Source organism: Streptomyces sp. NPDC092369, assembly GCF_044755245.1.
Taxonomy (GTDB): domain Bacteria; phylum Actinomycetota; class Actinomycetes; order Streptomycetales; family Streptomycetaceae; genus Streptomyces.
Genome location: NZ_JBIVQP010000007.1, coordinates 499,208 through 524,409 on the forward strand (window position 1 = coordinate 499,208; position 25,202 = coordinate 524,409).

At 71.1% G+C, this 25,202-nt stretch carries 27 protein-coding genes and 1 riboswitch; of the genes, 14 read left to right on the top strand and 13 right to left on the bottom strand.

Annotation, left to right across the window (positions count from 1 at the left end; genetic code table 11):
- Positions 1–5 precede the first annotated feature (5 nt).
- Entirely contained in the window at positions 6–368 is a 363-nt protein-coding gene (locus tag ACIQI8_RS37165; RefSeq protein ID WP_124001489.1) for a hypothetical protein, read from the bottom strand.
- A gap of 2 nt (positions 369–370) precedes the next feature.
- A complete protein-coding gene (locus tag ACIQI8_RS37170; RefSeq protein ID WP_124000626.1) occupies positions 371–1,120 on the bottom strand; it encodes a LytTR family DNA-binding domain-containing protein in 750 nt (249 codons plus the stop codon).
- 77 nt (positions 1,121–1,197) lie between these two features.
- On the opposite strand from ACIQI8_RS37170, the gene ACIQI8_RS37175 reads away from it, so the two are divergent.
- The 6 genes from ACIQI8_RS37175 to ACIQI8_RS37200 all read left to right on the top strand — a co-directional run bounded on the left by ACIQI8_RS37175 (position 1,198) and on the right by ACIQI8_RS37200 (position 8,758).
- Positions 1,198–1,683, top strand: a complete 486-nt coding sequence (locus ACIQI8_RS37175) for an Lrp/AsnC family transcriptional regulator (RefSeq protein ID WP_402360874.1) — start codon at positions 1,198–1,200, stop codon at positions 1,681–1,683.
- A gap of 152 nt (positions 1,684–1,835) precedes the next feature.
- Positions 1,836–2,657 carry a dimethylargininase gene (gene ddaH / locus ACIQI8_RS37180; RefSeq protein WP_402360877.1) on the top strand — a complete coding sequence of 274 codons (822 nt, stop codon included), beginning with the start codon at positions 1,836–1,838 and terminating at the stop codon, positions 2,655–2,657.
- Positions 2,654–3,892, top strand: coding sequence for an ornithine--oxo-acid transaminase (rocD, locus tag ACIQI8_RS37185; RefSeq protein ID WP_402360880.1), 1,239 nt, complete (start codon positions 2,654–2,656; stop codon positions 3,890–3,892). The genes ddaH and rocD overlap by 4 nt, the downstream gene beginning before the upstream one ends.
- 188 nt (positions 3,893–4,080) lie before the next feature.
- On the top strand, positions 4,081–6,543 hold the full coding sequence (locus tag ACIQI8_RS37190) for a SpoIIE family protein phosphatase (RefSeq protein WP_402360883.1): 2,463 nt from the start codon (positions 4,081–4,083) through the stop codon (positions 6,541–6,543).
- Positions 6,544–6,612: 69 nt separating this feature from the next.
- Positions 6,613–7,842: a PP2C family protein-serine/threonine phosphatase gene (locus ACIQI8_RS37195; RefSeq protein WP_402360886.1), complete on the top strand. Its 1,230-nt coding sequence runs from the start codon at positions 6,613–6,615 to the stop codon at positions 7,840–7,842.
- Positions 7,843–8,026: 184 nt separating this feature from the next.
- Positions 8,027–8,758 carry a lysophospholipid acyltransferase family protein gene (locus tag ACIQI8_RS37200; protein ID WP_402360889.1) on the top strand — a complete coding sequence of 244 codons (732 nt, stop codon included), beginning with the start codon at positions 8,027–8,029 and terminating at the stop codon, positions 8,756–8,758.
- 97 nt (positions 8,759–8,855) lie between these two features.
- On the opposite strand, the gene ACIQI8_RS37205 is transcribed toward ACIQI8_RS37200, so the two are convergent.
- The 8 genes from ACIQI8_RS37205 to ACIQI8_RS37240 form a co-directional block, all read right to left on the bottom strand.
- A complete protein-coding gene (locus tag ACIQI8_RS37205) occupies positions 8,856–10,460 on the bottom strand; it encodes an alpha/beta hydrolase (protein WP_402360891.1) in 1,605 nt (534 codons plus the stop codon).
- Positions 10,461–10,623: 163 nt separating this feature from the next.
- A complete protein-coding gene (locus tag ACIQI8_RS37210; protein WP_402360894.1) occupies positions 10,624–11,391 on the bottom strand; it encodes an urease accessory protein UreD in 768 nt (255 codons plus the stop codon).
- Positions 11,379–12,056, bottom strand: coding sequence for an urease accessory protein UreG (gene ureG, locus ACIQI8_RS37215; protein ID WP_402360897.1), 678 nt, complete (start codon positions 12,054–12,056; stop codon positions 11,379–11,381). Before ureG ends, ACIQI8_RS37210 begins: the two co-directional genes overlap by 13 nt.
- Before the next feature lie 53 nt (positions 12,057–12,109).
- Entirely contained in the window at positions 12,110–12,784 is a 675-nt protein-coding gene (locus ACIQI8_RS37220) for an urease accessory protein UreF (RefSeq protein WP_402360900.1), read from the bottom strand.
- Positions 12,785–12,794: 10 nt separating this feature from the next.
- Positions 12,795–14,516 carry an urease subunit alpha gene (locus tag ACIQI8_RS37225; protein ID WP_402360903.1) on the bottom strand — a complete coding sequence of 574 codons (1,722 nt, stop codon included), beginning with the start codon at positions 14,514–14,516 and terminating at the stop codon, positions 12,795–12,797.
- Positions 14,509–14,820, bottom strand: coding sequence for an urease subunit beta (locus tag ACIQI8_RS37230; protein ID WP_402360906.1), 312 nt, complete (start codon positions 14,818–14,820; stop codon positions 14,509–14,511). The genes ACIQI8_RS37225 and ACIQI8_RS37230 overlap by 8 nt, the downstream gene beginning before the upstream one ends.
- Before the next feature lie 9 nt (positions 14,821–14,829).
- Positions 14,830–15,132: an urease subunit gamma gene (locus ACIQI8_RS37235; RefSeq protein WP_028808600.1), complete on the bottom strand. Its 303-nt coding sequence runs from the start codon at positions 15,130–15,132 to the stop codon at positions 14,830–14,832.
- A gap of 133 nt (positions 15,133–15,265) precedes the next feature.
- Positions 15,266–15,895, bottom strand: coding sequence for a TetR/AcrR family transcriptional regulator (locus tag ACIQI8_RS37240; protein WP_402360910.1), 630 nt, complete (start codon positions 15,893–15,895; stop codon positions 15,266–15,268).
- Between the two features lie 134 nt (positions 15,896–16,029).
- Here ACIQI8_RS37240 and ACIQI8_RS37245 point away from each other — a divergent pair, with 134 nt between their 5' ends.
- The gene (locus ACIQI8_RS37245) at positions 16,030–17,043 is read left to right on the top strand and encodes an ABC transporter permease (protein ID WP_402360913.1); all 1,014 of its coding nucleotides are present in this window, start codon (positions 16,030–16,032) and stop codon (positions 17,041–17,043) included.
- Between the two features lie 109 nt (positions 17,044–17,152).
- Here the strand turns inward: ACIQI8_RS37245 and ACIQI8_RS37250 are convergent, their stop codons facing one another.
- Positions 17,153–17,437, bottom strand: coding sequence for a type II toxin-antitoxin system Phd/YefM family antitoxin (locus tag ACIQI8_RS37250; protein ID WP_402360916.1), 285 nt, complete (start codon positions 17,435–17,437; stop codon positions 17,153–17,155).
- Positions 17,438–17,519: 82 nt separating this feature from the next.
- Here ACIQI8_RS37250 and ACIQI8_RS37255 point away from each other — a divergent pair, with 82 nt between their 5' ends.
- From ACIQI8_RS37255 to ACIQI8_RS37265, 3 genes are all read left to right on the top strand, one after another.
- On the top strand, positions 17,520–18,155 hold the full coding sequence (locus ACIQI8_RS37255; protein ID WP_402360919.1) for an ATP-dependent Clp protease proteolytic subunit: 636 nt from the start codon (positions 17,520–17,522) through the stop codon (positions 18,153–18,155).
- Positions 18,156–18,162: 7 nt separating this feature from the next.
- A complete protein-coding gene (locus ACIQI8_RS37260) occupies positions 18,163–18,471 on the top strand; it encodes a hypothetical protein (RefSeq protein ID WP_402360922.1) in 309 nt (102 codons plus the stop codon).
- Between the two features lie 349 nt (positions 18,472–18,820).
- A riboswitch (cyclic di-AMP (ydaO/yuaA leader) is annotated at positions 18,821–19,021 on the top strand.
- Between the two features lie 3 nt (positions 19,022–19,024).
- On the top strand, positions 19,025–19,498 hold the full coding sequence (locus ACIQI8_RS37265; protein ID WP_402360925.1) for a C40 family peptidase: 474 nt from the start codon (positions 19,025–19,027) through the stop codon (positions 19,496–19,498).
- A gap of 62 nt (positions 19,499–19,560) precedes the next feature.
- On the opposite strand, the gene ACIQI8_RS37270 is transcribed toward ACIQI8_RS37265, so the two are convergent.
- Entirely contained in the window at positions 19,561–20,019 is a 459-nt protein-coding gene (locus tag ACIQI8_RS37270) for an ATP-binding protein (protein WP_402360928.1), read from the bottom strand.
- Positions 20,020–20,232: 213 nt separating this feature from the next.
- On the opposite strand from ACIQI8_RS37270, the gene ACIQI8_RS37275 reads away from it, so the two are divergent.
- Both ACIQI8_RS37275 and ACIQI8_RS37280 read left to right on the top strand, forming a co-directional pair.
- On the top strand, positions 20,233–21,093 hold the full coding sequence (locus ACIQI8_RS37275) for a helix-turn-helix domain-containing protein (RefSeq protein WP_402360931.1): 861 nt from the start codon (positions 20,233–20,235) through the stop codon (positions 21,091–21,093).
- A gap of 9 nt (positions 21,094–21,102) precedes the next feature.
- Positions 21,103–21,330, top strand: coding sequence for a DUF397 domain-containing protein (locus tag ACIQI8_RS37280; RefSeq protein WP_402360934.1), 228 nt, complete (start codon positions 21,103–21,105; stop codon positions 21,328–21,330).
- 64 nt (positions 21,331–21,394) lie between these two features.
- On the opposite strand, the gene ACIQI8_RS37285 is transcribed toward ACIQI8_RS37280, so the two are convergent.
- Positions 21,395–22,531, bottom strand: coding sequence for an 8-amino-7-oxononanoate synthase (locus ACIQI8_RS37285; protein WP_402360937.1), 1,137 nt, complete (start codon positions 22,529–22,531; stop codon positions 21,395–21,397).
- 146 nt (positions 22,532–22,677) lie between these two features.
- Between ACIQI8_RS37285 and bioB the strand changes: the two genes are divergently transcribed.
- Together bioB and ACIQI8_RS37295 are read left to right on the top strand one after the other, a co-directional pair.
- Positions 22,678–23,901: a biotin synthase BioB gene (gene bioB, locus ACIQI8_RS37290; protein WP_402360940.1), complete on the top strand. Its 1,224-nt coding sequence runs from the start codon at positions 22,678–22,680 to the stop codon at positions 23,899–23,901.
- Positions 23,894–25,201 (top strand): adenosylmethionine--8-amino-7-oxononanoate transaminase, encoded by a 1,308-nt coding sequence (locus tag ACIQI8_RS37295; RefSeq protein ID WP_402360943.1) that lies wholly within the window; start codon positions 23,894–23,896, stop codon positions 25,199–25,201. Before bioB ends, ACIQI8_RS37295 begins: the two co-directional genes overlap by 8 nt.
- The last annotated feature ends 1 nt before the right edge of the window (position 25,202 follow it).

The following is a 25,202-nucleotide window of genomic DNA, read 5'->3' on the forward strand; positions in this document are numbered from 1 at the left end:
GCTGCTCAGCGGTCTTCGACGAGGCGCACGAAGTCCCGTTCGTTGCGCTCGGCGCGGCGGACGTACCACAGGGCGAGCAGGACGAGCGGGGCGTAGAGGCAGAAGCCGAGGACCGCCCATTCGAGGCGGTGGGCGTCGGGCATGGCCGCGAAGACCAGGGGCAGCGGGCCGATCAGGAGGCCGAGGACCGCGAACACGGCGAGAGCGGCGCGCAGTTGGGTGCGCATGAGGGAGCGGACGTAGGTGTGGCCGAGGGTGGTCTGCTCGTCGATCTCGGTGCGCGGGCGGTAGTAGCCGGTGGCGCGCCGGACGCGGCGGGGCGGTCCGGTGACGGTGACGCGGCGCTCGGCGGGGTCCTGGTTCGGCACTGTCACGGCCTCCTCATCAGCAGGTCGCGCAGTTCGCGCGCGTGGCGGCGGCTGACCTGGAGCTCCTCGTCGCCGACCAGGACGCTCACCGTGCCCGCGTCCAGACGGAGTTCGCCGACGTGGCGCAGGGCGACGAGGTGGCGGCGGTGGATGCGGACGAAGCCGCGCAGGCGCCAGCGCTCCTCCAGGGTGGACAGCGGGATCCGTACCAGGTGGCTGCCCCGGTCGGTGTGCAGCCGGGCGTAGTCGCCCTGGGCCTCGACGTGGGTGATGTCGTCGACGGCCACGAAGCGGGTCACACCGCCGAGTTCGACGGGTATGTGGTCGGGGTCGGGTTCGTGCACGGGGATGCGCGGGGAGCTGCCGGTGAGTTCGGCGGCCCGGCGGATCGCCTCGGCGAGCCGTTCCTTGCGGACCGGCTTGAGCACGTAGTCGACGGCCTTGAGGTCGAAGGCCTGGACGGCGAAGTCCTCGTGGGCGGTGACGAACACGACCAGCGGCGGCTTCGCGAAGCCGGTGAGCAGCCGGGCCAGGTCGAGGCCGTCGAGGCCGGGCATGTGGATGTCGAGGAAGACGACGTCGATCGCCGCGGCCCCGCCGGGGCCGGACTCCAGGGCGCGGTTGAGCCGGCGCAGCGCCTCGGTCGCGTCGCCCGCGCCCTCCGCGCTGCCGATGCGCGGATCCGCGTGCAGCAGATAGAGCAGCTCCTCCAGGGAGGGGCGTTCGTCGTCGACGGCGAGGGCGCGCAGCATGAACCCGGAGTGTAGGTGGAATCCGTACGCCTGGACATGTGCCGGGCGTGCGCGTTCCCGCTGGATACAGTGCGGGCATGAACAGCAGGCCCGCGCCGTTCGACGAGCTCGACCGGAAGATCATCAACGCCCTGATGGCGAACTCCAGGACCAGCTTCGCCGAGATCGGGGCGGCGGTCGGGCTGTCCTCGACGGCGGTGAAGCGCCGGGTGGACCGGCTGCGCGAGACCGGGGTGATCACCGCGTTCACGGCCACGGTGGAGCCGTCGGCGCTGGGCTGGCTGACGGAGGCGTACGTAGAGGTGTACTGCGAGGGCGCGGCCCCGCCGCGGCGGCTCGCGGAGGTGGTCCGCAACCATCCGGAGATCACCGCGGCGATGACGGTGACGGGCGGCGCGGACGCGCTGCTGCACGTGCGGGCGCGGGACGTCGAGCACTTCGAGGAGGTGCTGGAACGCATCCGCACCGAACCGTTCGTGCGAAAGACGATCAGCGTGATGGTGCTGTCCCATCTGATCCCGGAAAGCCCCGAAGCGGGCGCGACCCACCCGGCTCCCGAATAAACATCCGAGTGTGCAGCGATGCTGCGCAGGCGCTCTGAAAGACGCAGCGTTCCTGCGCGGACACGCAACTTTCATTCCTTGTCGCGCGGCCCGGTCACTTCTTACCTTGGTGTCAACCCTCATCGTCATCAAGGAAGCGGAGGAACCCCTCTGTGTCCGACTCCCGTGTGCCGCGCCGGCGGCGCTTCCTCGTCTGTGAACCCAGACATTTCGCCGTGCAGTACGCGATCAATCCCTGGATGCGTCCCGACTCCCATGTCGATGTCGACCTGGCCCGGGAACAGTGGCAGGCGCTCATGAGCGCCTACCGGACCCACGGCCACGACGTCGACGTGGTGGAGCCCGTCGTCGGCCTGCCCGACATGGTCTTCGCCGCGAACTCGGCGGTCGTGGTGGACGGCCGGGTCTTCGGCTCCCTCTTCCACGCGCCCGAGCGGCGCGGGGAGTCCACGCACTACGACACCTGGTTCAAGTCGGCGGGCTTCGACGTGCACCGCCCCGAGTCCGTCTGCGAGGGCGAGGGCGACCTCGTCTGGACGGGCCGGTACCTGCTGGCCGGCACCGGCTTCCGCACCACCCGCGAGGCCCACCGCGAGGTGCAGGAGTTCTTCGGTCACCCGGTGATCAGTCTGACCCTGGTGGACCCGCGCTTCTACCACCTGGACACCGCGCTGTTCGTGCTGGACGACGGCGCCGCGAACAACATCGCGTACTACCCGGAGGCGTTCTCGCCCGGCAGCCGCGAGGTGCTGGCACGGCTGTACCCGGACGCCGTGCTCGCCACCGCCGAGGACGCGATGGCGTTCGGGCTGAACTCCGTCTCCGACGGCCGCCATGTCTTCATCGCCCCGCAGGCCGAGGCCCTCGCCGCCGCGCTCACCGACCGCGGCTACGTCCCCGTACCCGTCGACCTGTCCGAGTTCCGCAAGGCCGGCGGCGGCATCAAGTGCTGCACTCAGGAGATCCGTTCATGACCACCACCGCAGACGCGCCCGCCTCCGCCCGTACCTCCGCCGACCTGATCCGCGCCGAGGAGCCGGTCCTCGCGCACAACTACCACCCCCTGCCCGTGGTCGTCGCCCGTGCCGAGGGCACCTGGGTCGAGGACGTCGAGGGCAAGCGCTACCTCGACATGCTGGCCGGCTACTCGGCCCTCAACTTCGGCCACCGCCACCCCGCGTTGATCGAGGCGGCCCACCGCCAGCTGGACCGGCTGACCCTCACCTCGCGCGCCTTCCACAACGACAAGCTCGCCGAATTCGCCGAGCGGCTGGCCGCGTTGACCGGCCTCGACATGGTGCTGCCGATGAACACCGGCGCCGAGGCGGTCGAGTCCGGCATCAAGGTGGCCCGCAAGTGGGCGTACGAGGTCAAGGGCGTGCCGGCCGACCAGGCCACGATCGTGGTCGCCGCGGAGAACTTCCACGGCCGTACGACGACGATCGTCAGCTTCTCCACGGACGAGACCGCGCGCGCGGGCTTCGGCCCGTTCACGCCCGGCTTCAAGATCGTGCCGTACAACGACCTGGCGGCCCTGGAGGCGGCGGTCGACGAGACGACGGCGGCCGTGCTCCTGGAGCCGATCCAGGGCGAGGCGGGCGTGATCATCCCGGACGCGGGCTACCTGACCGGCGTCCGCGAACTGACCCGTCGCAAGGGCTGCCTGTTCATCGCCGACGAGATCCAGTCGGGCCTCGGCCGCACCGGCCGGACCCTGGCCGTCGAGCACGAGTCGGTCGTCCCGGACGTCCTGCTGCTGGGCAAGGCGCTGGGCGGCGGCATCGTGCCGGTGTCCGCGGTGGTGGCGGGGCGGGACGTGCTCGGGGTGCTGCGGCCGGGCGAGCACGGTTCGACGTTCGGCGGCAACCCGCTGGCCGCCGCGGTCGGCACGGCGGTGGTCGAGCTGCTGGAGACGGGCGAGTTCCAGCAGCGGGCCACCGATCTCGGCGTGCTGCTGCGGGACGGGCTGGCGGGACTCGTCGGCAAGGGCGTCGTGGGCTTCCGCGCGCGCGGGCTGTGGGCGGGCGTCGACGTCGACCCGGCGATCGGCACCGGGCGCGAGGTCAGCGCCCGGCTGATGCGCGAGGGGATCCTGGTCAAGGACACCCACGGCTCGACGATCCGGCTCGCCCCGCCGCTGACCATCACCGGCGAGGAACTGGAGTCGGCGCTGGAGACGCTGGCGAAGGTGCTGGCCGAGGGGGCGTGAGCGTGCGGGCAGGCGCGTGAGCTCACGGGCCGGTGGGTGGGGTGACGGAGTCTCCGCCACCCCACCCGCCCCACCTGCACACCGCCTCCCCCAGCTCCGGGTTCGCTCCCGCAGCCCTTCCGATGCCGTGAAGGGTGAAGATGGGGACATGTGGTGGTAGACCACTCTCAGCGACAGAGAGGTCGGCCTTGGGCACTCACGAGGAGCACGACGTGGACCGGCGGCGGTTCGACGTGGCCGATGCCGCTCCCCTGCTGCTCGATGCCCGGGGCGTGGTGACCAGCTGGACGCGGGGCGCCCAGCGACTGCTGGCCTACACGGCGGGCGAGGTGGTCGGCACCGCGGTCACCGGACTGCTGGCCGCCGGGGACGCGGCGCGGGTGCCCGAGCTGGCCGAGCGGTGCCGCCGGGACGGTGGCTGGGTCGGGCTGCTGACCGCGCTGCGCAAGGACGGCCGGCCGGTCCGGGTCATGGTGCGTATCACTCCTGCGGTGGAACCGGGCGGCACGGACCACTGGCTGGTGCTGGTGTCGGACCTGTCCGGGGCCCCCGGCTGGGACATGAGCCGCAGCGTCCTGGAACAGATGGTCACCCGCTCGCCGGTCGGCATAGCGATCGTGGACGCGAACCTGCGCTTCGTGTGGTCGAACGCGGCCCTGGAGCAGTTCGGCGGCGGACCGGCCGGGCACCGCCTCGGCCGGCGGCTCGCGGAGATCCAGCCGGGGCTGAACGCCGAGGGCATCGAGACCCAGATGCGGCGCGTGCTGGCGTCCGGTGAGCCGGTGGTCGGCTACGAGCACGTCGGCCAGGTGCGGGCGGCCCCGCACCGGGAGACCGCTCACATGATGTCGTTCACCCGTCTGGAGGACGACCGCGGACATCCGATGGGCGTCTACTACACCGTCGTCGACATCACCGAGCGGCACCGCGCCCGCCAGCGCCTGGCGCTGCTGGACCGGGCCGGCGAGCACATCGGCCGCACCCTGGACATCGAGCGCACCGCCCAGGAACTGGCCGACGTCGCCGTCCCGGACTTCGCCGACTACGTGACCGTCGATCTGCTGGAGACGGTGCTGCGGGGCGCGGAACCGGCGCCGGGCCCGGTCTCCGTCACGGACCAGGTGCCGCTGCGCCGGGCCGGCCACCAGTCGGTGAACGCCGGTGTGCCGGAGGCCGTCGTCGGGATCGGCGACGTGGCCGCCTACCTCCCCACCTCGCCGCTGGTGCGCGCGCTGGCCTCGGGCCGGGCCTGGCGCGAGGAGCGGCTCGACCCGCTCGCCAAGGAGTGGGCCACCCACATCCCCGGCGGCCGCGAGGCCACCTTCCTGGAACTGGGACTGCACAGCGTGCTGATCGTGCCGATCCGCGCCCGGGGCGTCACCCTCGGCGTCACCACGTTCTTCCGGCGCGGCCGTCAGGAGCCCTTCGACGCGGACGACCTGAGCCTCGCCGAGGACCTGGTCTCCCGGGCCGCCGTCTGCGTCGACAACGCCCGCCGCTACACCCGCGAGCGCGACGCCGCCCTCGTGCTCCAGCGCAGCCTCCTACCCCGGCGCCTCCCGGACCAGGACGCGGTCGAGGTGGCCGCCTGCTACCGCCCCGCCGACGAGCTGACCGGCCTCGGCGGCGACTGGTACGACCTGATCCCGCTGTCCGGCGCGCGCGTCGCCCTCGTCGTCGGCGAGGTGCCCGGGCACGGCATCGACGCCGCCGCCGGCATGGGCCGGCTGCGCACCGCCGTACGCACCCTGGCCGCCCTCGAACTGCCGCCCGAGGAGGTGCTGGCCCACCTCGACGACCTGGTCGGACGGTCGGCCCGCGAGGAGGGCGGCGAACCGGGCACGCGCGGGGCCGACGGCATGGTGCGGATCGTGGGGTCCGGATGTCTCTACGTCGTCTACGACCCCGTCGACGGCCAGTGCTCGATGGCCGCCGCGGGCCATCCGGCACCGGCGGTCGTGATGCCCGACGGCACCGTCAGCTTCGTGGACCTCCCGCAGGGAGCGCCGCTCGGCGCCGGCGGGCCGCCCTTCGAGTCGGTCGAGCTGGCCCTCGCGGAGGGCAGCGTGCTCGCGCTGCACACCGACGGGCTGCTGGCCCGCGGGGAGGACTGGGCCGTCGACGCGGACCGCGACCGGCTGCGCGGGGCCCTGGAGCGGGTCGCGTCCTCGCTCGACCTGCGCTGCCGTGCGGTGGTCGACGCGCTGGTCCCGGACCGGCCGCACGACGACGTGGCCCTGCTGCTGGCCCGCACCCGGCTGCTCGGCGAGGACCAGGTCGCCGACTGGGACCTGCCGGGCGACCCGGCCGTCGTCGCCGACGCCCGCAAGGCGGCGGCCCGGCAGCTGACCGCGTGGGGCCTGGAGGAGCTGGCCTTCACCACGGAACTGGTCGTCAGCGAGCTGGTCACCAACGCGATCCGGTACGCCACGGGGCCCATCAGGCTGCGCCTGATCAAGGACCGCGCGCTGATCTGCGAGGTCTCCGACGGCGGCGCCACCGCACCCCATCTGCGCCATCCCCGCACCACGGACGAGGGGGGCCGCGGACTGCTCCTGGTCTCCCAGTTCACCCAGCGCTGGGGCACCCGCTTCGTACCGGAGGGCAAGGTCATCTGGGCCGAACAGTCCCTGACGGATCCTCCCGGCTGACGGGCGGGCACGGAACATACGCCGCATCCCGTGGGAAACTGGTGTGATCCCGGCGGTGAGGCGGCGGTCATGACGGTTACGGCGATCGACTACGCGCGAGTGTTCCGGGCGCTGCCGGGGATGGTGGCGCTGCTGACGCCCGACCTGGTCTACGCGGACGCCAACGAGGAGTACCTGCGGATGAGCGGGCGCACCCACGAGCAAGTCGTCGGCCGGCATCTCGTCGAGGTCTTCCCGGACAACCCGAACAACCCGGCGGCCTCCGGCATGCGCAACCTGGCGGCCTCGCTGGAGCGGGTGCGGGAGACCGGCGAGCGGGACGCCATGGCCCTGCAGCGCTACGACGTCGAGGACCCAGAGCGGCCCGGCGAGTGGGAGGAGCGCTACTGGAGCCCGGTCAACGCGCCCGTGCTCGGCCCGGACGGCACGGTGGTGCTGCTGGTGCACCGGGTCGAGGAGGTCACCGAGCTGATCAAGGCGCGCGGCGGTCCGACCGGCGGCCGGACCCGGGTCCTGGAGGCCGAGCTGTACACCCGCGCCCGGGAACTCCAGGAGCTCAACGAACGCCTGCGGCAGGCGCACGCCCGCGAGCGCGAGGTGGCCCTCGCCCTCCAGGAGGCGATGCTCCCGGCCCGCCGCCAGGTCGGCCATCACCGGGCCGCCGTGCGCTACCGGCCCGCGGTCGGCGCGCTGAACGTGTGCGGGGACTGGTACGACCTCGTCGACCTGGTCGGCGGCCATCGCATCGGCGTGGCGGTCGGCGACGTGGTCGGGCACGGGCTCGCGGCGGCCGGCGTGATGGGCCAGCTGCGCAGCGCCCTGAGCGCGGCCTCACGCGTCGCCGCGGGGCCGGCCGAGGCGCTGGGCGTCCTGGGCCGGTACGCCCATGTCGTCGACGGCGCCGAATCGGCCACCGCCGTCACGACGTTCATCGACTTCGACGCGCGCACCATCACCTACAGCAGTGCCGGCCATCCCCCGCCGGTCCTGGTGCACGCCGACGGGCGCGTGGAGTTCCTCGACCGGGCCACCGACCCTCCGTTGGACGCCCGCCCCGTCCCGGTCCCGCGACCCGAGTTCCGCACGACCTACACCGAGGGAGCGACCCTGGTCCTGTACACCGACGGCCTGATCGAGCGCAGACACGAGGACATCGACACGGGCCTGAACCGTCTCGCCGACTCCCTGACCCGCCACCGCGCGGCCGGCCCCGAGGCCCTCGCGGACGCGGTCCTCCTCGAACTGCTCCCGCCCGGGGGTGCCACCGACGACACGGCCCTCGTCATCGTGCGGCTGTGAACGGCTGCTGTACGACGCTGATCAAGTACCGTGCGCCCGCCCGCAGTTGGGTGCGATCGGGACACAACTGTCGGCCGTGTTCCGGCAACCCCTGCCTGCACCTACACTGACAAGCCCACGACACGCCGGTTGACCTGCTGGAACGCGGGGACCCGCCGAGCCGCCGGAGTGAGGAGCAACCCCTTTGTTCTACTACGTACTCAAATACGTGTTGTTGGGACCTCTGTTGAGAGTGGTCTTCCGGCCTCGGACCGAGGGCCTGGAGAACGTTCCGGCGACGGGTGCAGCGATCATCGCCGGCAACCACCTGTCCTTCGCCGACCACTTCCTGATGCCGGCGATCCTCAAGCGGCGCATCACCTTCCTCGCGAAGAAGGAGTACTTCACCGGCCCCGGCATCAAGGGCCGGCTCACCGCGACCTTCTTCCGCAGCGCGGGCCAGATCCCGGTCGACCGTACCGGCAAGGAGGCCGGCCAGGCCGCGATCCGCGAGGGCCTGGGCGTCCTGAGCAAGGACGAACTCCTGGGCATCTACCCGGAGGGCACCCGCTCCCACGACGGCCGCCTCTACAAGGGCAAGGTCGGCGTCGCGGTCATGGCCCTCAAGGCCCAGGTCCCGGTCATCCCCTGCGCGATGATCGGCACCTTCGAGGCCCAGCCGCCCGGCAAGGTCATCCCGAACATCCACCCCGTGACCATCCGCTTCGGCAAGCCCCTCGACTTCTCCCGCTACGCCGGCATGGAGAACGAGAAGGCGATCCTGCGCGCGATCACCGACGAGATCATGTACAACATCCTGACGCTGTCCGAGCAGGAGTACGTCGACCAGTACGCGGCGGTCGCGAAGGCGGAGCAGGCGGAGGCGGCGGGCATCGCCGAGAAGGAACGCCGGTTCCGCCGGATGCCGTTGGGCTAGAGCGGCTCGCTTGGCCCCTGTGGGCCGGGGCGAGTTGACGAAGGGGCGGCCGGAGAAATCCGACCGCCCCTTCAAACTCCCGTACGCAATACGGGTGTTACGGCTTCGGCGTGGCGTGCGGGGTGCAGGTCACGTCCTTGGCGTCCAGCTTGCCGGTCAGCAGGTAGCTGTCCACTCGCTGGTTGATGCACGGGTTGACCAGTCCGGTCACACCGTGGGAGCCCGCGTCCTTCTCGGTGATCAGGCGGGAGCCCTTGAAGCGCTTGTGCAGTTCGACGGCGCCGTCGTACGGGGTGGCGGCGTCATTGGTGGACTGCACGATCAGGACCTGCGGGAGACCCTTGTGCGTCTTGACGTTCACCGGGGTCTGCTGCTTGACCGGCCAGGTGGCGCACGGCAGGTTCAGCCAGGCGTTGGCCCAGGTCATGAACGGGTAGTTCTTGTTGAGCGCCGTGTTGTCCTTGTCCCACTTCTTCCAGCTGGTGGGCCACTTGGCGTCGGTGCACTCGACGGCCGTGTAGACGGCGTTGCCGTTCTCCGCGCTGGCGTTGCCCGCGGTGTCCGACAGGTCCGGGGCTGCGGCGTCGACGAGTGCCTGGGTGTCTCCGGCGAAGTACTTGCTGAAGACGGTGGCGACCGGGATCCACGACGAGTCGTAGTACGGCGCGCTCTGGAAGAAGCCGATCAGCTCGGCCGGGCCGACGACCCCGCCGATGGGGTTCTTCTTGGCGGTGGCGCGCAGTTCGAGCCACTTCGCCTGGACCGCGGCGCGCGTGGTGCCGAGGTGGAAGACGGCGTCGTTGGCGGCGACCCAGTCCTCCCAGTCCTTCCAGCGGCCCTCGAAGGCGACGTCCTGGTCGAGGTTGGCCTCGTACCAGATCTTCTCCTTCGACGGGTTGACCACACTGTCCACGATCATCCGGCGCACGTGGCCCGGGAACATGGTGCCGTAGACGGCGCCGATGTACGTGCCGTAGGAGACGCCCAGGTAGTTGAGCTTCTTCTCGCCGAGCGCGGCCCGGATCACGTCCAGGTCGCGGACGGTGTTCGGCGTGGTCATCTGCGCCAGCATCGCCTTGCCGCTGCGCTCGGCGCAGCCCTCGGCGTACTCACGGGCCAGCTTGCGCTGGGCCTGCTTGTCGGCCTCGGAGTCCGGCACCGGGTCCAGCTTCGGCGCCTTCACGAACTCGGTCGGGTCGATGCAGGAGATCGGCGCGGAGTGGCCGACGCCGCGCGGGTCGAAGCCCACGAAGTCGTACGCCTTGGACGTGTTGACCCACAGGGGGTTCTTGTTGGTGACCCGGGTCGGGAAGCGCATGCCGGAGGCACCGGGGCCGCCCGGGTTGTAGACGAGGGCGCCCTGGCGCTCCGCGGCCGTCCCGGTGTTGCCGATACGGTCGACGGCGAGCTTGATCTGCTTGCCGTACGGCTTGGCGTAGTCGAGCGGCACACTGACCCAGCCGCACTGGATGGGCTTGGCGAACCCCCAGTCCGTGGGGCAGTCCGCCCAGTCGATACCGGCCTTGCCGGCACGCTCGGCCGCGATCGCGGCTCCACGGGCCTCGCGGTCCTGGCCATGCCGGGAGCCGGCGGTGGCGCTCGCCGAGGGTGCGGCGAACGCGCCGGCTATCAGTGTCGCGGTGACGAGCACTCCGGCCGAGCCGAGCGCCGTTGCTCGCTTGGTCGGTCTGATCTCCCTCAAAAGGGACCTCCCCCTACATGGTGACGATTCGGTAAGGGGATCCTTTCGGCTGTGTACCGTCTGAGAACAGGGTTTGTTGACCTTCTTTGCCAATCCGATAAACGGATTAACCCGTCCCGCTCAGCGGAGAAGGCGGCGAAGAAGGCACCTCACCTGCACAGCCTCACCCGAAGTCCGCGAGTGCTTCGTCGAGCGCGCGCCGCAACCGCAGCGCGTCCGAGGCCACGGCGGTCACGAGCGCCGCGGCCCCGGCCAACGGCATGACGGCCACCCCGTCCCCCAGCACCCGCGCGTCCACCGGCCGCTCCAAGAACTCCGGCCGTACGACGACCAGTTGCCCCACGGCCCGGTGCCCACCCAGCACGGCGGGACCGTCCCAGCCCCCGGGCGCACCCGGCCCGCAGGCCAGCTCCTGATCCAGCACCGTCCGCCCCGCGACCCGCACGGCGAGACGGCTGGTGAGCCGCCCGGGTTCCTCGCCGGCCCGCCCGAGCACCTGCTCCTCGCGCAGCACGAGCCGGGCGTCGGCACCGACCTCGACCCGTGTGGTGACATACAGATCACTGCCGTGCACGGAGATCAACTGCTCGGGCAGCCAGCGCAGTTCGCCCCCGTCGGCGACGGTGAGCCGGACGTCGTAGCGGGCCTCGCCCTTCGCCTGCCCGGGCAGCGCGATGGTGGCGGCGGCGGATCCGACGCTCAACCGCGCCCCCGCTCCCGCCTCCGCCTCCACGGCGAAGTGATCACCGCCGAGCGGCCCGCTCATCGCCCCGACGAGCATGACCCGCGCCTCGGCCCCGCTCCCCCGCGTCCGCCGCAACGCGAGCGGCCCGTCCCCCTCCAGCACCGGCAACGCGGTACCGCCCCGCCCGTCGTCCCGGGCCACGATCCGCGCGGTGGCCCGCACCCCGGTCACGGTCACGCCGTCCACGCGGCGAGCTGCCCCCGCACCCAGCCGGCGACCTCGGAAACCCCGGCCTCGGTCCGCAACGACTGGAAGACGACGGGCAGTTCGGCCCGCTGAGCCTTGGCGTCGGCGGCCATACGCCCCAGATCGGAGCCGACGTACGGAGCGAGGTCGGTCTTGTTGACGACGAGCAGGTCGGCCGTGGTCACGCCGGGCCCACCCTTGCGCGGGATGTCGTCCCCACCGGCAACATCGATCACGAAGATCTGCGCGTCGACGAGCCCCTTGGAGAAGGTCGCGGTGAGGTTGTCGCCACCGGACTCGACGAGGATGAGATCGAGCGGCCCCACCTCGTCCTCCAGATCCTCGACGGCCTCCAGATTGGCGGAGATGTCGTCCCGGATCGCGGTGTGCGGACAGGCGCCCGTCTCCACGGCGGCGATCCGCTCGGGCGGCAACACGGCCTCCCGGAGCAGGAATTCGGCGTCCTCACGGGTGTAGATGTCGTTGGTGACGACAGCGAGGGACAGCTCGTCGCGCAGGGCCCGGCAGAGGGCGGCGACGGTCGCGGTCTTGCCCGAGCCGACGGGTCCGCCGAGCCCGATGCGCAGGGCCCGACGGGTGCCGTCGGGACGATGCGAGTCGGCGCTGACGGCGGCGGGACCGTGGTGGTCGTGGTCGAGGTGCATGAGAGCGGCTCCTTCTGTCTTTCTCTACGGTGCTTCACGGCTCCTGGGAGCCTTCAGGAGGCGAACAACCGCACAGCCCAAGCGGCATGTGCCTCCGCCCCGATCTCCAACAAGGGTGCCGACGCCGCAGGCAACGCGTCGACGCCCTCGTCGACCACCCGCCGAGCCGCTTCCACCGCCCGGTCGGCGACACGGTCCATCTCCGGCGACAGCCGCGCCAGCACACCCGTGGCGTCGAACGGATCCAGGCTCAGCAACCGCACGGTCGCGGAGGCCGCCCCGCTCACACTCTCGTAGGCCGCGCAGTACGCCGCGTCCTCGGGCCCGAGCCCGGCGGCCCGCGCCGTCAGCCCCAACACCACCGGCTGATGAGCCCCCTTGGGGAACTCCCGCGCCAGGACGTCGAGTTCGACCGACGGCCAGGTCGCCCGCGCGGCCCGCGTCAGCTGCCGCCCCAGCCGCCGCGAGGCACCCCGCAGGGCCGGCGACGGCGTACGCGCGTCGACCGCCGCGTCCAACTCCACGGCAGCGACCCCGAGTACCGCGGCAGCGGCCACCGCACCGGACACCAGCCCGGCCGTGTGCAACCGCCCCCGGCAGAAGTCGGCCAGACTCCCCGCCCCGGTGATCCGCCCGGCCTTCACGGCCGCCTCGGCCCCGCCGGAGTGCGCGTGCCCTCCGGCGGGAAAGCGGCCGTCGGCCAGGACAAGTAGTGCAGCCCTAGTCATCCGTGTCCCCTCAGAAGAGGAAGTACCGCTGGGCCATGGGCAGTTCGGCGGCGGGCGTCGCCTCGACGAGCTCGCCGTCGATGTGCACGGCGAAGCTGTCGGGGTCGACCCGCACCTGCGGCCGGGCGTCGTTCTCCCGCATGTCGGACTTGGTGACACCGCGCGTCGACTCGATCGCCACGAAACGCTTGCCGAGGTCGAGCCGCTCGGGCAGGCCGTCCTCGATCGCGAGCGGCGCGACGAAGTTGAACGAGTTCGCGGCGGGCGCCCGCCCGATCGCCCCGAACATCGGCCGCGGCAGGATCGGCTGCGGGGTCGGGATGGAGGCGTTCGCGTCGCCCATCTGCGCGTAGGCGATCTGCCCGCCCTTGATGACGAGGTGCGGCTTGACGCCGAAGAACGCCGGTTCCCACAGCACCAGGTCGGCGAGTTTGCCGGTCTCGACCGACCCGATCTCGCGGGCGAGGCCCTGTGCGAGGGCGGGGTTGATCGTGTATTTGGCGACATAGCGACGTACCCGATGGTTGTCGGCCCGTCCGTCACCGGGCAGCGCGCCCCGGCGCCGCTTCATGACATGCGCCGTCTGCCAGGTCCGCAGGATGACCTCGCCGACCCGCCCCATGGCCTGCGCGTCGGAGGAGATGATCGAGATCGCGCCGAGGTCGTGGAGGATGTCCTCCGCGCCGATGGTGGACGGGCGGATGCGGGACTCGGCGAAGGCCAGGTCCTCGGGGACGGCCGGGTTGAGGTGGTGGCAGACCATCAGCATGTCGAGGTGTTCCTCGGCGGTGTTGACGGTGTAGGGCCGCGTCGGGTTGGTCGAGCTGGGCAGGACGTGCGGCTCGGAGACCACGGTCATGATGTCCGGCGCATGCCCGCCGCCCGCACCCTCGGTGTGGTACGCGTGGATGCCGCGTCCGGCGATCGCGGCGAGGGTGTCGCCGACGAACCCGGCCTCGTTCAACGTGTCGGTGTGGATGGCGACTTGGATGCCCGTGCGGTCGGCGACGGTCAGGGACGCGTCGATGACGGCCGGGGTCGAGCCCCAGTCCTCGTGCAGCTTGAGGCCGAGCGCGCCGCCGCGGATCTGGGACATCATCGCGTCGTGCGAGACGGTGTTGCCCTTGCCGAGGAAGCCGATGTTGAGGGGGTACTGCTCCATCGCCGCCATCATGCGGGCGAGGTGCCAGGGGCCCGGCGTCACGGTCGTCGCCTTGGAACCCTCGGCGGGACCGGTGCCGCCGCCGACCAGGGTGGTGACGCCGGCGGACAGCGCCTCGTCGGCGATCTGCGGGCAGATGAAGTGGACGTGCGCGTCGACCGCGCCGGCCGTCAGGATCCGTCCGTTGCCCGCGATGACCTCGGTCTCGGGGCCGATCACCAGGTCGGGGTGGATGCCGTCCATGGTGTCGGGGTTGCCGGCCTTGCCGATGCCGGTGATACGGCCGTCGCGGATGCCGACGTCGGCCTTGACGACGCCCCAGTGGTCGACGATGACGGCGCCGGTGATGATCGTGTCCGGGGTGCCGTCTGCGCGCGTAGCACGTGACTGGCCCATGGACTCGCGGATCACCTTGCCACCGCCGAACACGGCCTCGTCACCGGCGAGTCCGGGGCCGCCGCTGCGGTCCTCCTCGATCTCGACGAGCAGGTCGGTGTCGGCGAGCCGGATCCGGTCGCCGGTGGTCGGGCCGAACAGGTCCGCGTACGCGGCGCGGGAGATCTCAGGCATCGAGGGCACCTCCGGTCTCTCCGCGCAGCCCGGGCACGACACGGGCGCCGGCGAGCGGGACGAGCGCGACGTCGACGGGGATCCCGGGTTCGAAGCGCACGGCCGTACCGGCGGCGATGTCGAGCCGCTTGCCGCGGGCGGCGGCACGGTCGAACTCCAGGCCCGGGTTGGCCTCGGCGAAGTGGTAGTGGGAGCCGACCTGGACGGGCCGGTCGGCGGCGTTGAGGACGGTCAGCCGGGTGACCTCGCGGCCCGCGTTGTAGACGATCGAGTCGTCCGCGAACAGGATCTCGCCGGGAATCATCGAGGCCTCCTACACGATCGGGTCGTGGACGGTGACGAGCTTGGTGCCGTCCGGGAAGGTCGCCTCCACCTGGACGTCGTGGATCATCTCGGGGATGCCCTCCATGACGTCGTCGCGGGTCAGCAACTTGCGTCCGGAGGACATGAGTTCGGCGACCGTACGGCCGTCACGCGCGCCTTCGAGGATGTGCGACGTGATGAGGGCGACCGCCTCGGGGTGGTTCAGCCTCAGACCACGGGCCCGGCGCTTCTCGGCCACGTCGGCCGCCACGTGGATCAGCAGCCTCTCTTGCTCGTGCGGGGTCAGTTGCACGTCCCACCTCACAGTCCTCGCTCCGGACCGTGCGGGGTCCGGTTGCCTCGGCCGCCCGGGCAAAGTCCCTGGTGGCGTGGTTCGGCAGGCTAGTTGGACCGAGTTTCAGGCAAGTTAACCGAGCTGTGATCTCTCAGGCGGTGGTCCGCGTGCCGGACATGCTCGTCAACGCCCGTAGACCGTCCTGGAGCACCGAGACCGGAGCCGGCCCGAAGAGGCACTGCTGGGCGATGAACCCCTGGACCATGGCGATCACCGTCCGGGTGACGTGCTCGGCGGGGATGTCCGACCGCATCGCTCCGGAATCCTGGTACGTCCGGAAGACCTCGTCCCAGCTCTCCCGCAGCCCCTCGTAGCCCTGGCGCGTGACGGCCGCCAGTTCCTTGTCGCGGGCCGCCTCCGCCCACACCTGCATGATCAGCCGCGGGAAGCCGGGCTCGCCGTCGATGATCAACGATGCCCAGACGCCCATCATCCGGCCCAGGACCAGGCCGACCAGTTCGTCCAGCGGCGGGGGCGGAGTCTGCCGGGAGACCTCCGCGAAGGCCCCGCGGACCTCCGTCAGCACCTCGGCGGCGATCGCGGTGATGAGCTCCTCCTTGCCGCTGAAATAGCGGTAGACCGCGCCGGCCGACAGATCCACCTCCTTGAGCACGTCCTGCATGGACGTGGCATGGAACCCGTTGCGGGCGAAGCAGCGGGCGGCGCCGTCGAGGATCTGCCGGCGGCGGGCGTCGAGGTGTTCCTGGGATACGCGGGCCATGTGTCCAAAGTAAAACGAACATTCCTTCTTGACAAGACGCGACTGCCGCAGGACGGTGGTGGCTGAGCAAAAACGAACGATCCTTCTTTTTAACCACCCCAGAGCCACCCCGGCCGCCGGAGAGGAACCAGCCCATGTCGACCGCCCCCGCCACCCCCACGAGGGGACACAACCGCCGCATGGTCGCGGTCGTCGTGCTCATCCCCGTGCTCGCCGCCCTGGCGCTGTGGGCCTTCGCCTGGCCCGCCGCCCGCACCGCACCCCGCGACCTGCCGCTCGGCGTGGCGGGACCCACCACCGCGACCGCCCAGATGGAGAAGCAACTCGCCCAGCACAGGGGCGCGTTCGAGATCCACCACTACGCCGACGAGGCCGCCGCCCGGGACGCGATCAAGGACCGGACCGTATACGGCGCGGTCGTGGTCACCGCGCAGGGCCCCGAGCTGCTGACCGCGTCGGCGGCGAGCCCCGTCGTCGCCCAACTGCTCACGCAGGCGGTGACCCAGCAGGCCGCCGCCACCGGTACCGAGGTACGGACGGTCGACGTCGTGGCCGCCCCCGCCGGTGACCCCAGGGGGGCCGCTTTCGGCGCGAGCGTGCTGCCGCTGGCGCTGGCCGGCATCATCGCGGGCGCCGCGGTGACCATGCTCGGGCTGCGCGGGGCCCGGGCCGCGATCACGCTCGTCGGTGCCGCGGCCGTGGTGGGCATCGTCGCCGCCGCGCTCGCGCACAGTTGGCTGGGGGTGCTCACCGGCGACTGGTGGACGGAGGCCGGCGTGCTCGGCCTGTCGACGCTGGCGGTCGGCGCGGCCGTGGCGGGACTGGCCGCGCTCGTCGGACCCGCCGGCATCGGCGTCGTGGCGTTCGTGATGATGTTCCTCGGCAACCCGTTCTCCGGCGCGGCCTCGGCGCCGCGCATGCTCCCGGAGCCGGTCGGCACGATCGGCCAGTGGCTGTCGCCGGGGGCGGGTACGACCCTGCTGCGCTCGGTGTCGTTCTTCGACGGCGCGGCGGCGACCGGCCCCCTGCTGACGCTGGCCTGGTGGGCCGCGCTGGGCCTGGGCGCCATCCTGCTGGGCAACGCGCTCAAGACGCGCACGAAGGCCCAGGAACCGGTCACGGAACGGGAGTTGACCGCCGTCGGCTGACGGTTCGCCGGGCCGTCACAGGGCCGGCCGCGCATCCCCGCCGCAGCGGAGGGGGTGCGCGGTCTTTCCGTCCGCGCATGCCCAGTGCTCACAGGCGCCGGTGACTCGCCTAGGAGGCGCCGGTCCCCCGGTGGTGCGCCGTGATGCCGAAGCGGTGCTGTTCGCGGGGAGCGGACGGGACCTCGCGGACCGTGGAGACGGCGGTGATCACCTGCTCCTCCTCGACGGCCGCCGCGTCGAGCTCGGCGAGTCGTTCCAGGTCGGCGGCGGAGACGAGGGCGACCAGCGGTTTGCCGTGCCGTGTCACGACGACGCGCTCACCGCCGTACACCACCTTGTTGATCAGGTCGGCGAGTTCAGCCCTGGCTTGCGTCACCGGAATCTCGTAGGCCATGCCTCATTCTAACGTCACGTACGTCCTGTACATTTTGTACAGACACAGTCAGGCGCAGTCAGACGCAGAAGGAGGGGCACCCATGACCCGACCGATCGCCCGCCATGTCCTGCCCGAGTTCACCGAGCGCACCAGTTCCGGGGTCCGGACGATGGATCCGTACTCGAAGCTGCTGGAGGAGCGGATCGTCTTTCTCGGGACGCCGGTAGACGACGTGTCGGCGAACGACGTGATGGCGCAGTTCATGCACCTCGAGTACCAGGACCCGGACCGGGACATCTCGCTGTACATCAACTCCCCCGGCGGCTCGTTCACCGCGATGTCGGCGATCTACGACACGATGCGGTTCGTCACCTGTGACGTGGAGACCATCTGTCTGGGGCAAGCCGGCTCCTCCGCCGCGGTGTTGCTGGCCGCGGGCACGCCGGGCAAGCGGCTCGCGCTGCCGGGTGCGCGGGTGGTGCTCCATCAGCCCGCCTTTTCCGGGCCGGTTGAAGGGCAGGCGAGCGATCTGGCGATCCAGGCCGAGGAGTTGATGCGGACCCGCGACCTGCTGGAGGAGCTGTTGGTACGGCACACCGGCCGCACGGCGGAGCAGGTGCACGAGGACATCGAGCGGGACAACATCCTTGATGCGCAGGGGGCGTTGGAGTACGGCCTGGTGGACCGGATCGTCTCCACCCGCAAGACCACGCTCACCCCGCCCGCGGGGAGGTGAGCCTCCGGTGCTCCCACCCGAACTGCCGCCGCTGCCCGCGCTGACGCGCGCCGAGGGCGAGTTGATCGACCGTTATCTCGATGTGGTCGACCTGCTCGGCCGGATCAACCCGGCGCGGCACGGGGACACCTACCGCGGACTCCGGGCCGCGCAGGCGTTGGTGTCCAAGGCGGCCGAACTACGTGACGCGCTGGCGCTGATGCACCAGCGGGGCGAGGCCGAGGTGCACGCCCCCACCTTGGCGCGGGCCCTGCGGGTCCTGGACGGCGAGCGCCGCACCGCACGGCTCACACTGCCGCCGCACTCCGCCGGTTGACGCGGGCGTGGCCGGTTCGGATGTCCGCCGCGCGGTCGGGACGTCCGGACCGGCGGCGAAACGGACCAAATGGTGTACCCCCGTTCGGAGGAGTTGCGGCTACTTTTTCGCGACCGTCAGGCTTGCGCAACGCGCGGGGTTCGAGGGCCGCATGAGGCGTTCCAGTGCTGGTCCGGGGGCCCGTGCGTCCTGGACACCGGCTCGAACACAGGGGAGTCCACCCGAACGGGTGAGTGGTGAGTAACCCCACAAATCCCCGATTCCGTTGGGCTTTTCGGACATTCATAGGTCAAGATCCCTGTCTGACGACAAGACCCCGCCGCAGCGGCGGGGCGATCCGGGCGGACGCCGAGTCCTACCGCCGCCCGGATGACAGGTCGACAGGATTGCATCGGTAGGAGTGGAGGACCCAAGCACGACGGGTCGCCGGGACGGTCACGCCATGACCGGGTCGAGCAGCCCTTGGGGTGAAGCCGCGAGTGTGCGGCCGGGCAACTTCGCCAGCCCGAATCCGACAGGTCATCCTTCACAGGCGGCTGACGAAGGGTTGCGCATGTCTGCGCTCAATCGTGTCCCGTCGCTGATGGCCCGGGCCGGTACGGCCTCCGCTCTCACCATCGCCGCAGTGGGCGGCTCCGTCGTGATCCCCGGTGTCGCCTCCGACGCCGCGGCCGCGACGCCTGCGACCAAGGCACTTCACATCGCGGCGTCCAAGAAGGGCTCCCCGTACAAGTACGGCGCCACCGGACCACGCCGCTTCGACTGCTCAGGGCTCACGCTGTACTCGTTCAAGAAGGCGGGCAAGAAGCTGCCCCGCACGGCGGCCCAGCAGTACAACAAGACCCACCACATCTCCGCCAAGAGCCGCAAGGCCGGGGACCTCGTGTTCTTCCACTCGGGCTCCAGCGTCTACCACGTCGGCATCTACGCCGGGAAGGGAAAGATCTGGCACGCCCCGAAGACCGGGGACGTGGTGCGGCTGCAGAAGATCTGGACGAAGAAGGTCTGGTACGGCCGGGTCAGCTGACTCTCCCGCGGGGGTGACGGCGACCTGACACGCCGTCGCCCCCGCGGGGCTCGACACCGGCTCTACGGCTCCTGCTGTCCGGCGGTCGTGACCGGGCGCGCCGGTACGGTCCACGGCAGTTCGATGGAGACCGTCTTGCCGCCCTCCGGGGTGGCCCGCACCCGCAGCCGGCCGCCGCACTCCGCGGCCAGCCAACGAATGATCACCATGCCCCGGCCGTTGTCCTGTTGGACAGCGGCCGGCAGGCGTTTGGGGAACCGGGGGTGGCTGTCGGTCACCCCGATGTGCAGTTGTTCGTCACGGTCCAGCACGATGTCCACCGTGAAGGTGGGTGACTGGCCGAAGGTGTGCTGTACGGCGTTGGTGGCCAGTTCGGAGACGATGAGCCGGATGGTGTCGGCCACCTCCGTGTCGGACGGCAGACCCCACTCCGCCAACGTCGAGACCACATAACCGCGGGCGGTGGCGACCGAGGCGGGTTCGCTCGGCAGAGTGACGGATGCTTCCAGGTGGTCTGCCATGGCGACGTCGTCCCTTTCCCGCGGGACCGGGGTCCGACACAGAGCGGATGGTTCGAGTACGGTCCCGGACTGGTGCTTCGTCGCCAGAGTGCCATTCCCGCACCGGTCACGGGTGGCGATCCACCAAGATATGCATATATCTGTCGCTCGAAGCGGTGAACTCTACGACGGGAGACCGTATTTGGGCGCCCCGGAAGGAGTAAGGAGAGACCCATGCAGCACGGACCCGCGGTGCGCCGCCGGAAGCTGGGCGCCGAACTGCGTTCGTTGCGCACCGGGTCGGGGCTCACCAGTGGTGAGGCGGCCCGGATGGTGGGCTGGCATCAGTCGAAGGTGAGCCGGATCGAGACCGGCGCCAGCGGTGTGAAACCGGCCGATGTGCGGTTACTGCTGGATGCCTACCGCGTCTCGGATCCACAGTTGCGGGAGATGCTCCAGATGCTGGCGGGCTCCGACGAGGGCGGCGGCCGGCACCACTGGTGGCACGCCTACCGCGGGGTGCTGCCGACGACGTACCGCGACTTCATCAGTCTGGAGTCCCAGGCGAGCGCGATGCGCACGCTGGAGACCTCGGTGGTGCCCGGGCTGTTGCAGACGCCCGAGTACGCGCGGGCGGTGACCAGGGCGGCCGTCGGAGGTCTGGACGACGAACGGCTCGACGCGCTGGTCGAGGTGAGGCTCGCCCGACAGGACGTCCTGCGTTCGAATCCGCCGCTGAAACTCAGCGCGATCCTGGACGAGGCGGTGCTGCGCCGGGAGATCGGCGGCCCTGACGTGATGTCACGCCAGCTGGCACGGCTCATCGAGGCGGCGCGCCTGCCCCAAGTGCGGCTTCAGGTACTGCCGTTCACCGCCGGGGCGCATGTCGGCGTCACCGGACCTTTCGTTGTCTTCTCATTTTCGAGCACTTCTGATCTGGACGTGGTTGTTCTCGACCACTTGACGAGTAGCCTCTACCTCGAACGGAAAGAAGACCTCCAGGCCTACATCGAGGCCTTCAACGCCCTTCAGAGCTATGCCCTTTCACCCGAGGACTCGTTGGATTACATCGCCGGGATAGGTGACGGCGCGTAAGGAGGCACCATGTCAGCACTGCCTCGGAACGTACCTTCCAGTACCCATCTGCACGGTGTGCGATGGCTGCGCAGCAGCTACAGCACGGGAGCGAACAACTGCGTCGAAACGGCGCTGTCGCTCCCCGGCCCCTGGGCGGGGCTGCTCGCCGTGCGCGACTCCAAGGACGCGACAGGACCCGTCCTGCTCTTCTCCCCCGAGAGCTGGGCGGGCTTCACGGCCGCGTTCGACGCCTGATCGGTTCCGTGTCCAGGACCTGATCAGTTCCCCATCCGGCGGCGCACGGCCGTGTCACGCCGACTCATGGTCGCGTTTCGCCGATCACATCCACAGCGCGTTCGATCTGTGCCTCGGAGAGGTCAGCGCGGGCTGTCAGCCTGAGCCGTGAGATGCCGTCGGGCACGGAGGGGGGTCGGAAACACCCCACGACGAGCCCCGCGGCACGGCAGTCGGCCGCCCATCGCAAGGCCCCTTCCGGGGACGGCGCGCGCACGGAGACCACCGCGGCGTCGGGGCGTACCGCCTCGTGCCCCGCGGTGGTCAGGCGTGCGTGCAGTTCGGCGGCCACCGCACGCGCGCGTGCCGCCCGCTCCGGTTCCCGGCGCAGCAGCCGCAGGGCAGCCAGGGCGGCGCCCGCCGCCGCGGGGGCCAGGCCCGTGTCGAAGATGAACGTGCGGGCCGCGTTGATCAGATGGTCGATCACCCGCGCGGGACCGAGGACGGCGCCGCCCTGGCTGCCCAGCGACTTGGACAGCGTGACCGTCACGACCACGTCGTCGGCGCCCGCGAGCCCGGCCGCGTGCGGGGCGCCGCGTCCGCCGTCCCCGAGGACGCCGAGCCCGTGCGCGTCGTCGACCAGCAGTCCCGCGCCGTGCTCCCGGCACACCCCGGCGAGCGCGGCGAGCGGGGCCGCGTCGCCGTCGACCGAGAAGACCGTGTCGGACACGACGACCGCCGTGCCCTCGGGCCCCTGATGGGTCCGCAGCGCCTTGCGCACGGCCTCCGGGTCGGTGTGCGGGACCACCTGCGTGGTGCCCCGGGCCAGCCGGCAGCCGTCGATGAGGGAGGCGTGGTTGCCCGCGTCGGAGACGATCAGCGAGCCGTGCGGGGCCAGGGTCGTGACCGCGGCGAGGTTGGCCGCGTACCCCGAGGAGAAGACCAGCGCCGCCTCGAAGCCGCAGAAGTCGGCCAGCTCGCGCTCCAGCTCCGCGTGCAGCTCCGTCGTCCCGGTGACGAGCCGCGAGCCGGTCGAGCCGCCGCCCCAGGTGTACGCGGCCCGCGCAGCGCCCTCGGCGACCTCGGGGTGGTGCGCCAGACCCAGGTAGTCGTTGCTCGCGAGGTCGAGGAGCGGGGAGTCGGCCGGGCGCGGGCGCAGGGTCCGTACGAGCCCGGCCCGGCGGCGCAGCAGCGCCTGCTCGTCGATCCAGCCGAACGCCATGGCTCCTCCGGGCTTTTGTAGGCAATGAACAGACACTAGCCGCAGGTGCTCCCGCCCATGATGTGGCAAGGCACACACGACGAAGTCCCTTCGTTGTGCGAACTCTCCTTGGCCGAAAGCCGCTCCGTAGGACAGGATCGGCTCTCATGGACCTGCTGAACACGCTGGTGGACAAGGGGCTTCGGCGCGAGCTGCCGACCCGCGAGGAGGCTCTCGCCGTCCTCGCCACTTCCGACGACGACGTGCTCGATGTGGTGGCCGCGGCCGGCAAGGTGCGCCGGCACTGGTTCGGGCGCCGGGTGAAGCTCAACTACCTCGTCAACTTGAAGTCCGGACTGTGCCCGGAGGACTGCTCCTACTGTTCCCAGCGGCTCGGTTCCAAGGCCGAGATCCTGAAGTACACCTGGATCAAGCCGGACGAGGCGTCGAAGGCGGCGGCGGCCGGTTTGGCGGGAGGTGCCAAGCGGGTCTGCCTGGTGGCGTCCGGGCGCGGACCGACCGACCGTGACGTGGACCGGGTCTCGGACACGATCAAGGCGATCAAGGACCAGAACGAGGACGTCGAGGTGTGCGCCTGTCTCGGGCTGCTCTCCGACGGCCAGGCGGAGCGGCTGCGCGCGGCAGGCGCGGACGCGTACAACCACAACCTGAACACGTCCGAGGGGACGTACGGGGACATCACGACCACGCACACCTACGCCGACCGCGTGGACACCGTGCAGAAGGCGCACGCGGCCGGGCTGTCCGCCTGCTCCGGTCTGATCGCGGGCATGGGCGAGACCGACGAGGACCTGGTCGACGTGGTGTTCTCGCTGCGCGCCCTCGACCCCGACTCGGTTCCGGTCAACTTTCTGATCCCGATGGAGGGCACCCCGCTCTCCCAGGAGTGGAACCTCACCCCGCAGCGCTGCCTGCGCATCCTGGCGATGGTCCGTTTCGTGTGCCCGGACGCCGAGGTGCGCATCGCGGGCGGCCGCGAGGTCCACCTGCGCACCATGCAGCCGCTGGCCTTGAACCTGGCCAACTCGATCTTCCTGGGCGACTACCTCACCAGCGAGGGCCAGGCCGGCCACGCCGACCTGGAGATGATCGCGGACGCCGGGTTCGAGGTGGAGGGCACCGGCCAGGTGACCCTGCCGGAGCACCGGGCGACGGCGGGCGCGGGCTGCGGGTCGCACGCGGGCGGCGGCTGCGGGTCCCACGAGAACGGCGAGAGCGCCGGCTGCGGGTCGCACGCGGGTGGCGAAGTCTGCGGTACGGCGACTGCCGCGCCCGCGTCCGCGTCCGCGGCTGCCCTGAACGAACCCCGTACTGACCTGGTCTCGGTCCGTCGCCGTGGTGCCGGAACGGACCTCGCGCCCAATGCCTGACCTGCCCGTCCCGCCCGGCCTGTCCGTCCCCGAGCTCCTGGAGCTGGATCGGCGGCACGTCTGGCATCCGTACGGGCCGATGCCCGGTCGGCAGGAACCGCTCGTCGTGGAGTCGGCGAGCGGGGTCCGGCTGAGGCTGCGCGGGGCGGACGGGAGCACGGACGAGGTCGTGGACGGCATGTCGTCCTGGTGGTCGGCGATCCACGGCTACAACCACCCGGTGCTCAACGAGGCCGCGCAAGAGCAGCTCGGCCGGATGAGCCACGTGATGTTCGGCGGCCTGACGCACGAGCCCGCGGTCCGACTGGTGAAGCACCTTGTCGACATGTCACCCGAGGGCCTGGAGCATGTCTTCCTGGCCGACTCGGGCTCGGTGTCGGTCGAGGTGGCGGTCAAGATGTGTCTGCAGTACTGGCGTTCACTGGGCCGCCCCGCGAAACAGCGCCTGCTGACCTGGCGCGGCGGCTATCACGGCGACACCTGGCAGCCGATGTCGGTGTGCGACCCCGAGGGCGGGATGCACGAACTCTGGTCCGGGGTGCTGCCCCGCCAGGTCTTCGTGGACGCGCCGCCGGAGGAGTACGAGGAGTCGTACGCCGACCGGTTGCGCTCGGCGATCGAGCGCCATGCCGACGAACTGGCCGCGGTGATCGTCGAGCCGGTGGTGCAGGGTGCGGGCGGGATGCGGTTCCACTCCCCCACGTATTTGCGGGTGCTGCGCGAGGCGTGCGACGCGCACGGCGTGCTGCTGGTGTTCGACGAGATCGCGACCGGTTTCGGGCGGACGGGCGCGCTCTTCGCGGCGGACCACGCGGCCGTGACGCCGGACGTGATGTGCGTCGGCAAGGCCCTGACCGGCGGCTACCTGACGATGGCGGCGACGCTGTGCACCGCACGCGTGGCCGACGGCATCTCGCGCGGCGAGGTCCCGGTGCTGGCCCACGGCCCGACCTTCATGGGCAACCCGCTCGCCGCGTCCGTCGCCTGCGCCTCGATCGAGCTGCTGCTCGGCCAGGACTGGCAGTCGGAGATCAAACGGATCGAGACAGGGCTACGGGACGGTCTGGAGCCGGCGCGTGAGCTGCCGGGCGTGCGGGACGTCCGGGTCCTGGGCGCCATCGGGGTCGTGCAGCTCGACCACGACGTGGACATGAAGGCGGCCACGGAGGCGGCGGTGCGCGAGGGCGTGTGGCTGCGGCCGTTCCGCGACCTGATCTACACGATGCCGCCGTACGTCACCGGGGACGCGGATCTGGCGCGGATCGCGGACGCGGTGTGCGCGGCCGCTCGGGAGGGATGAG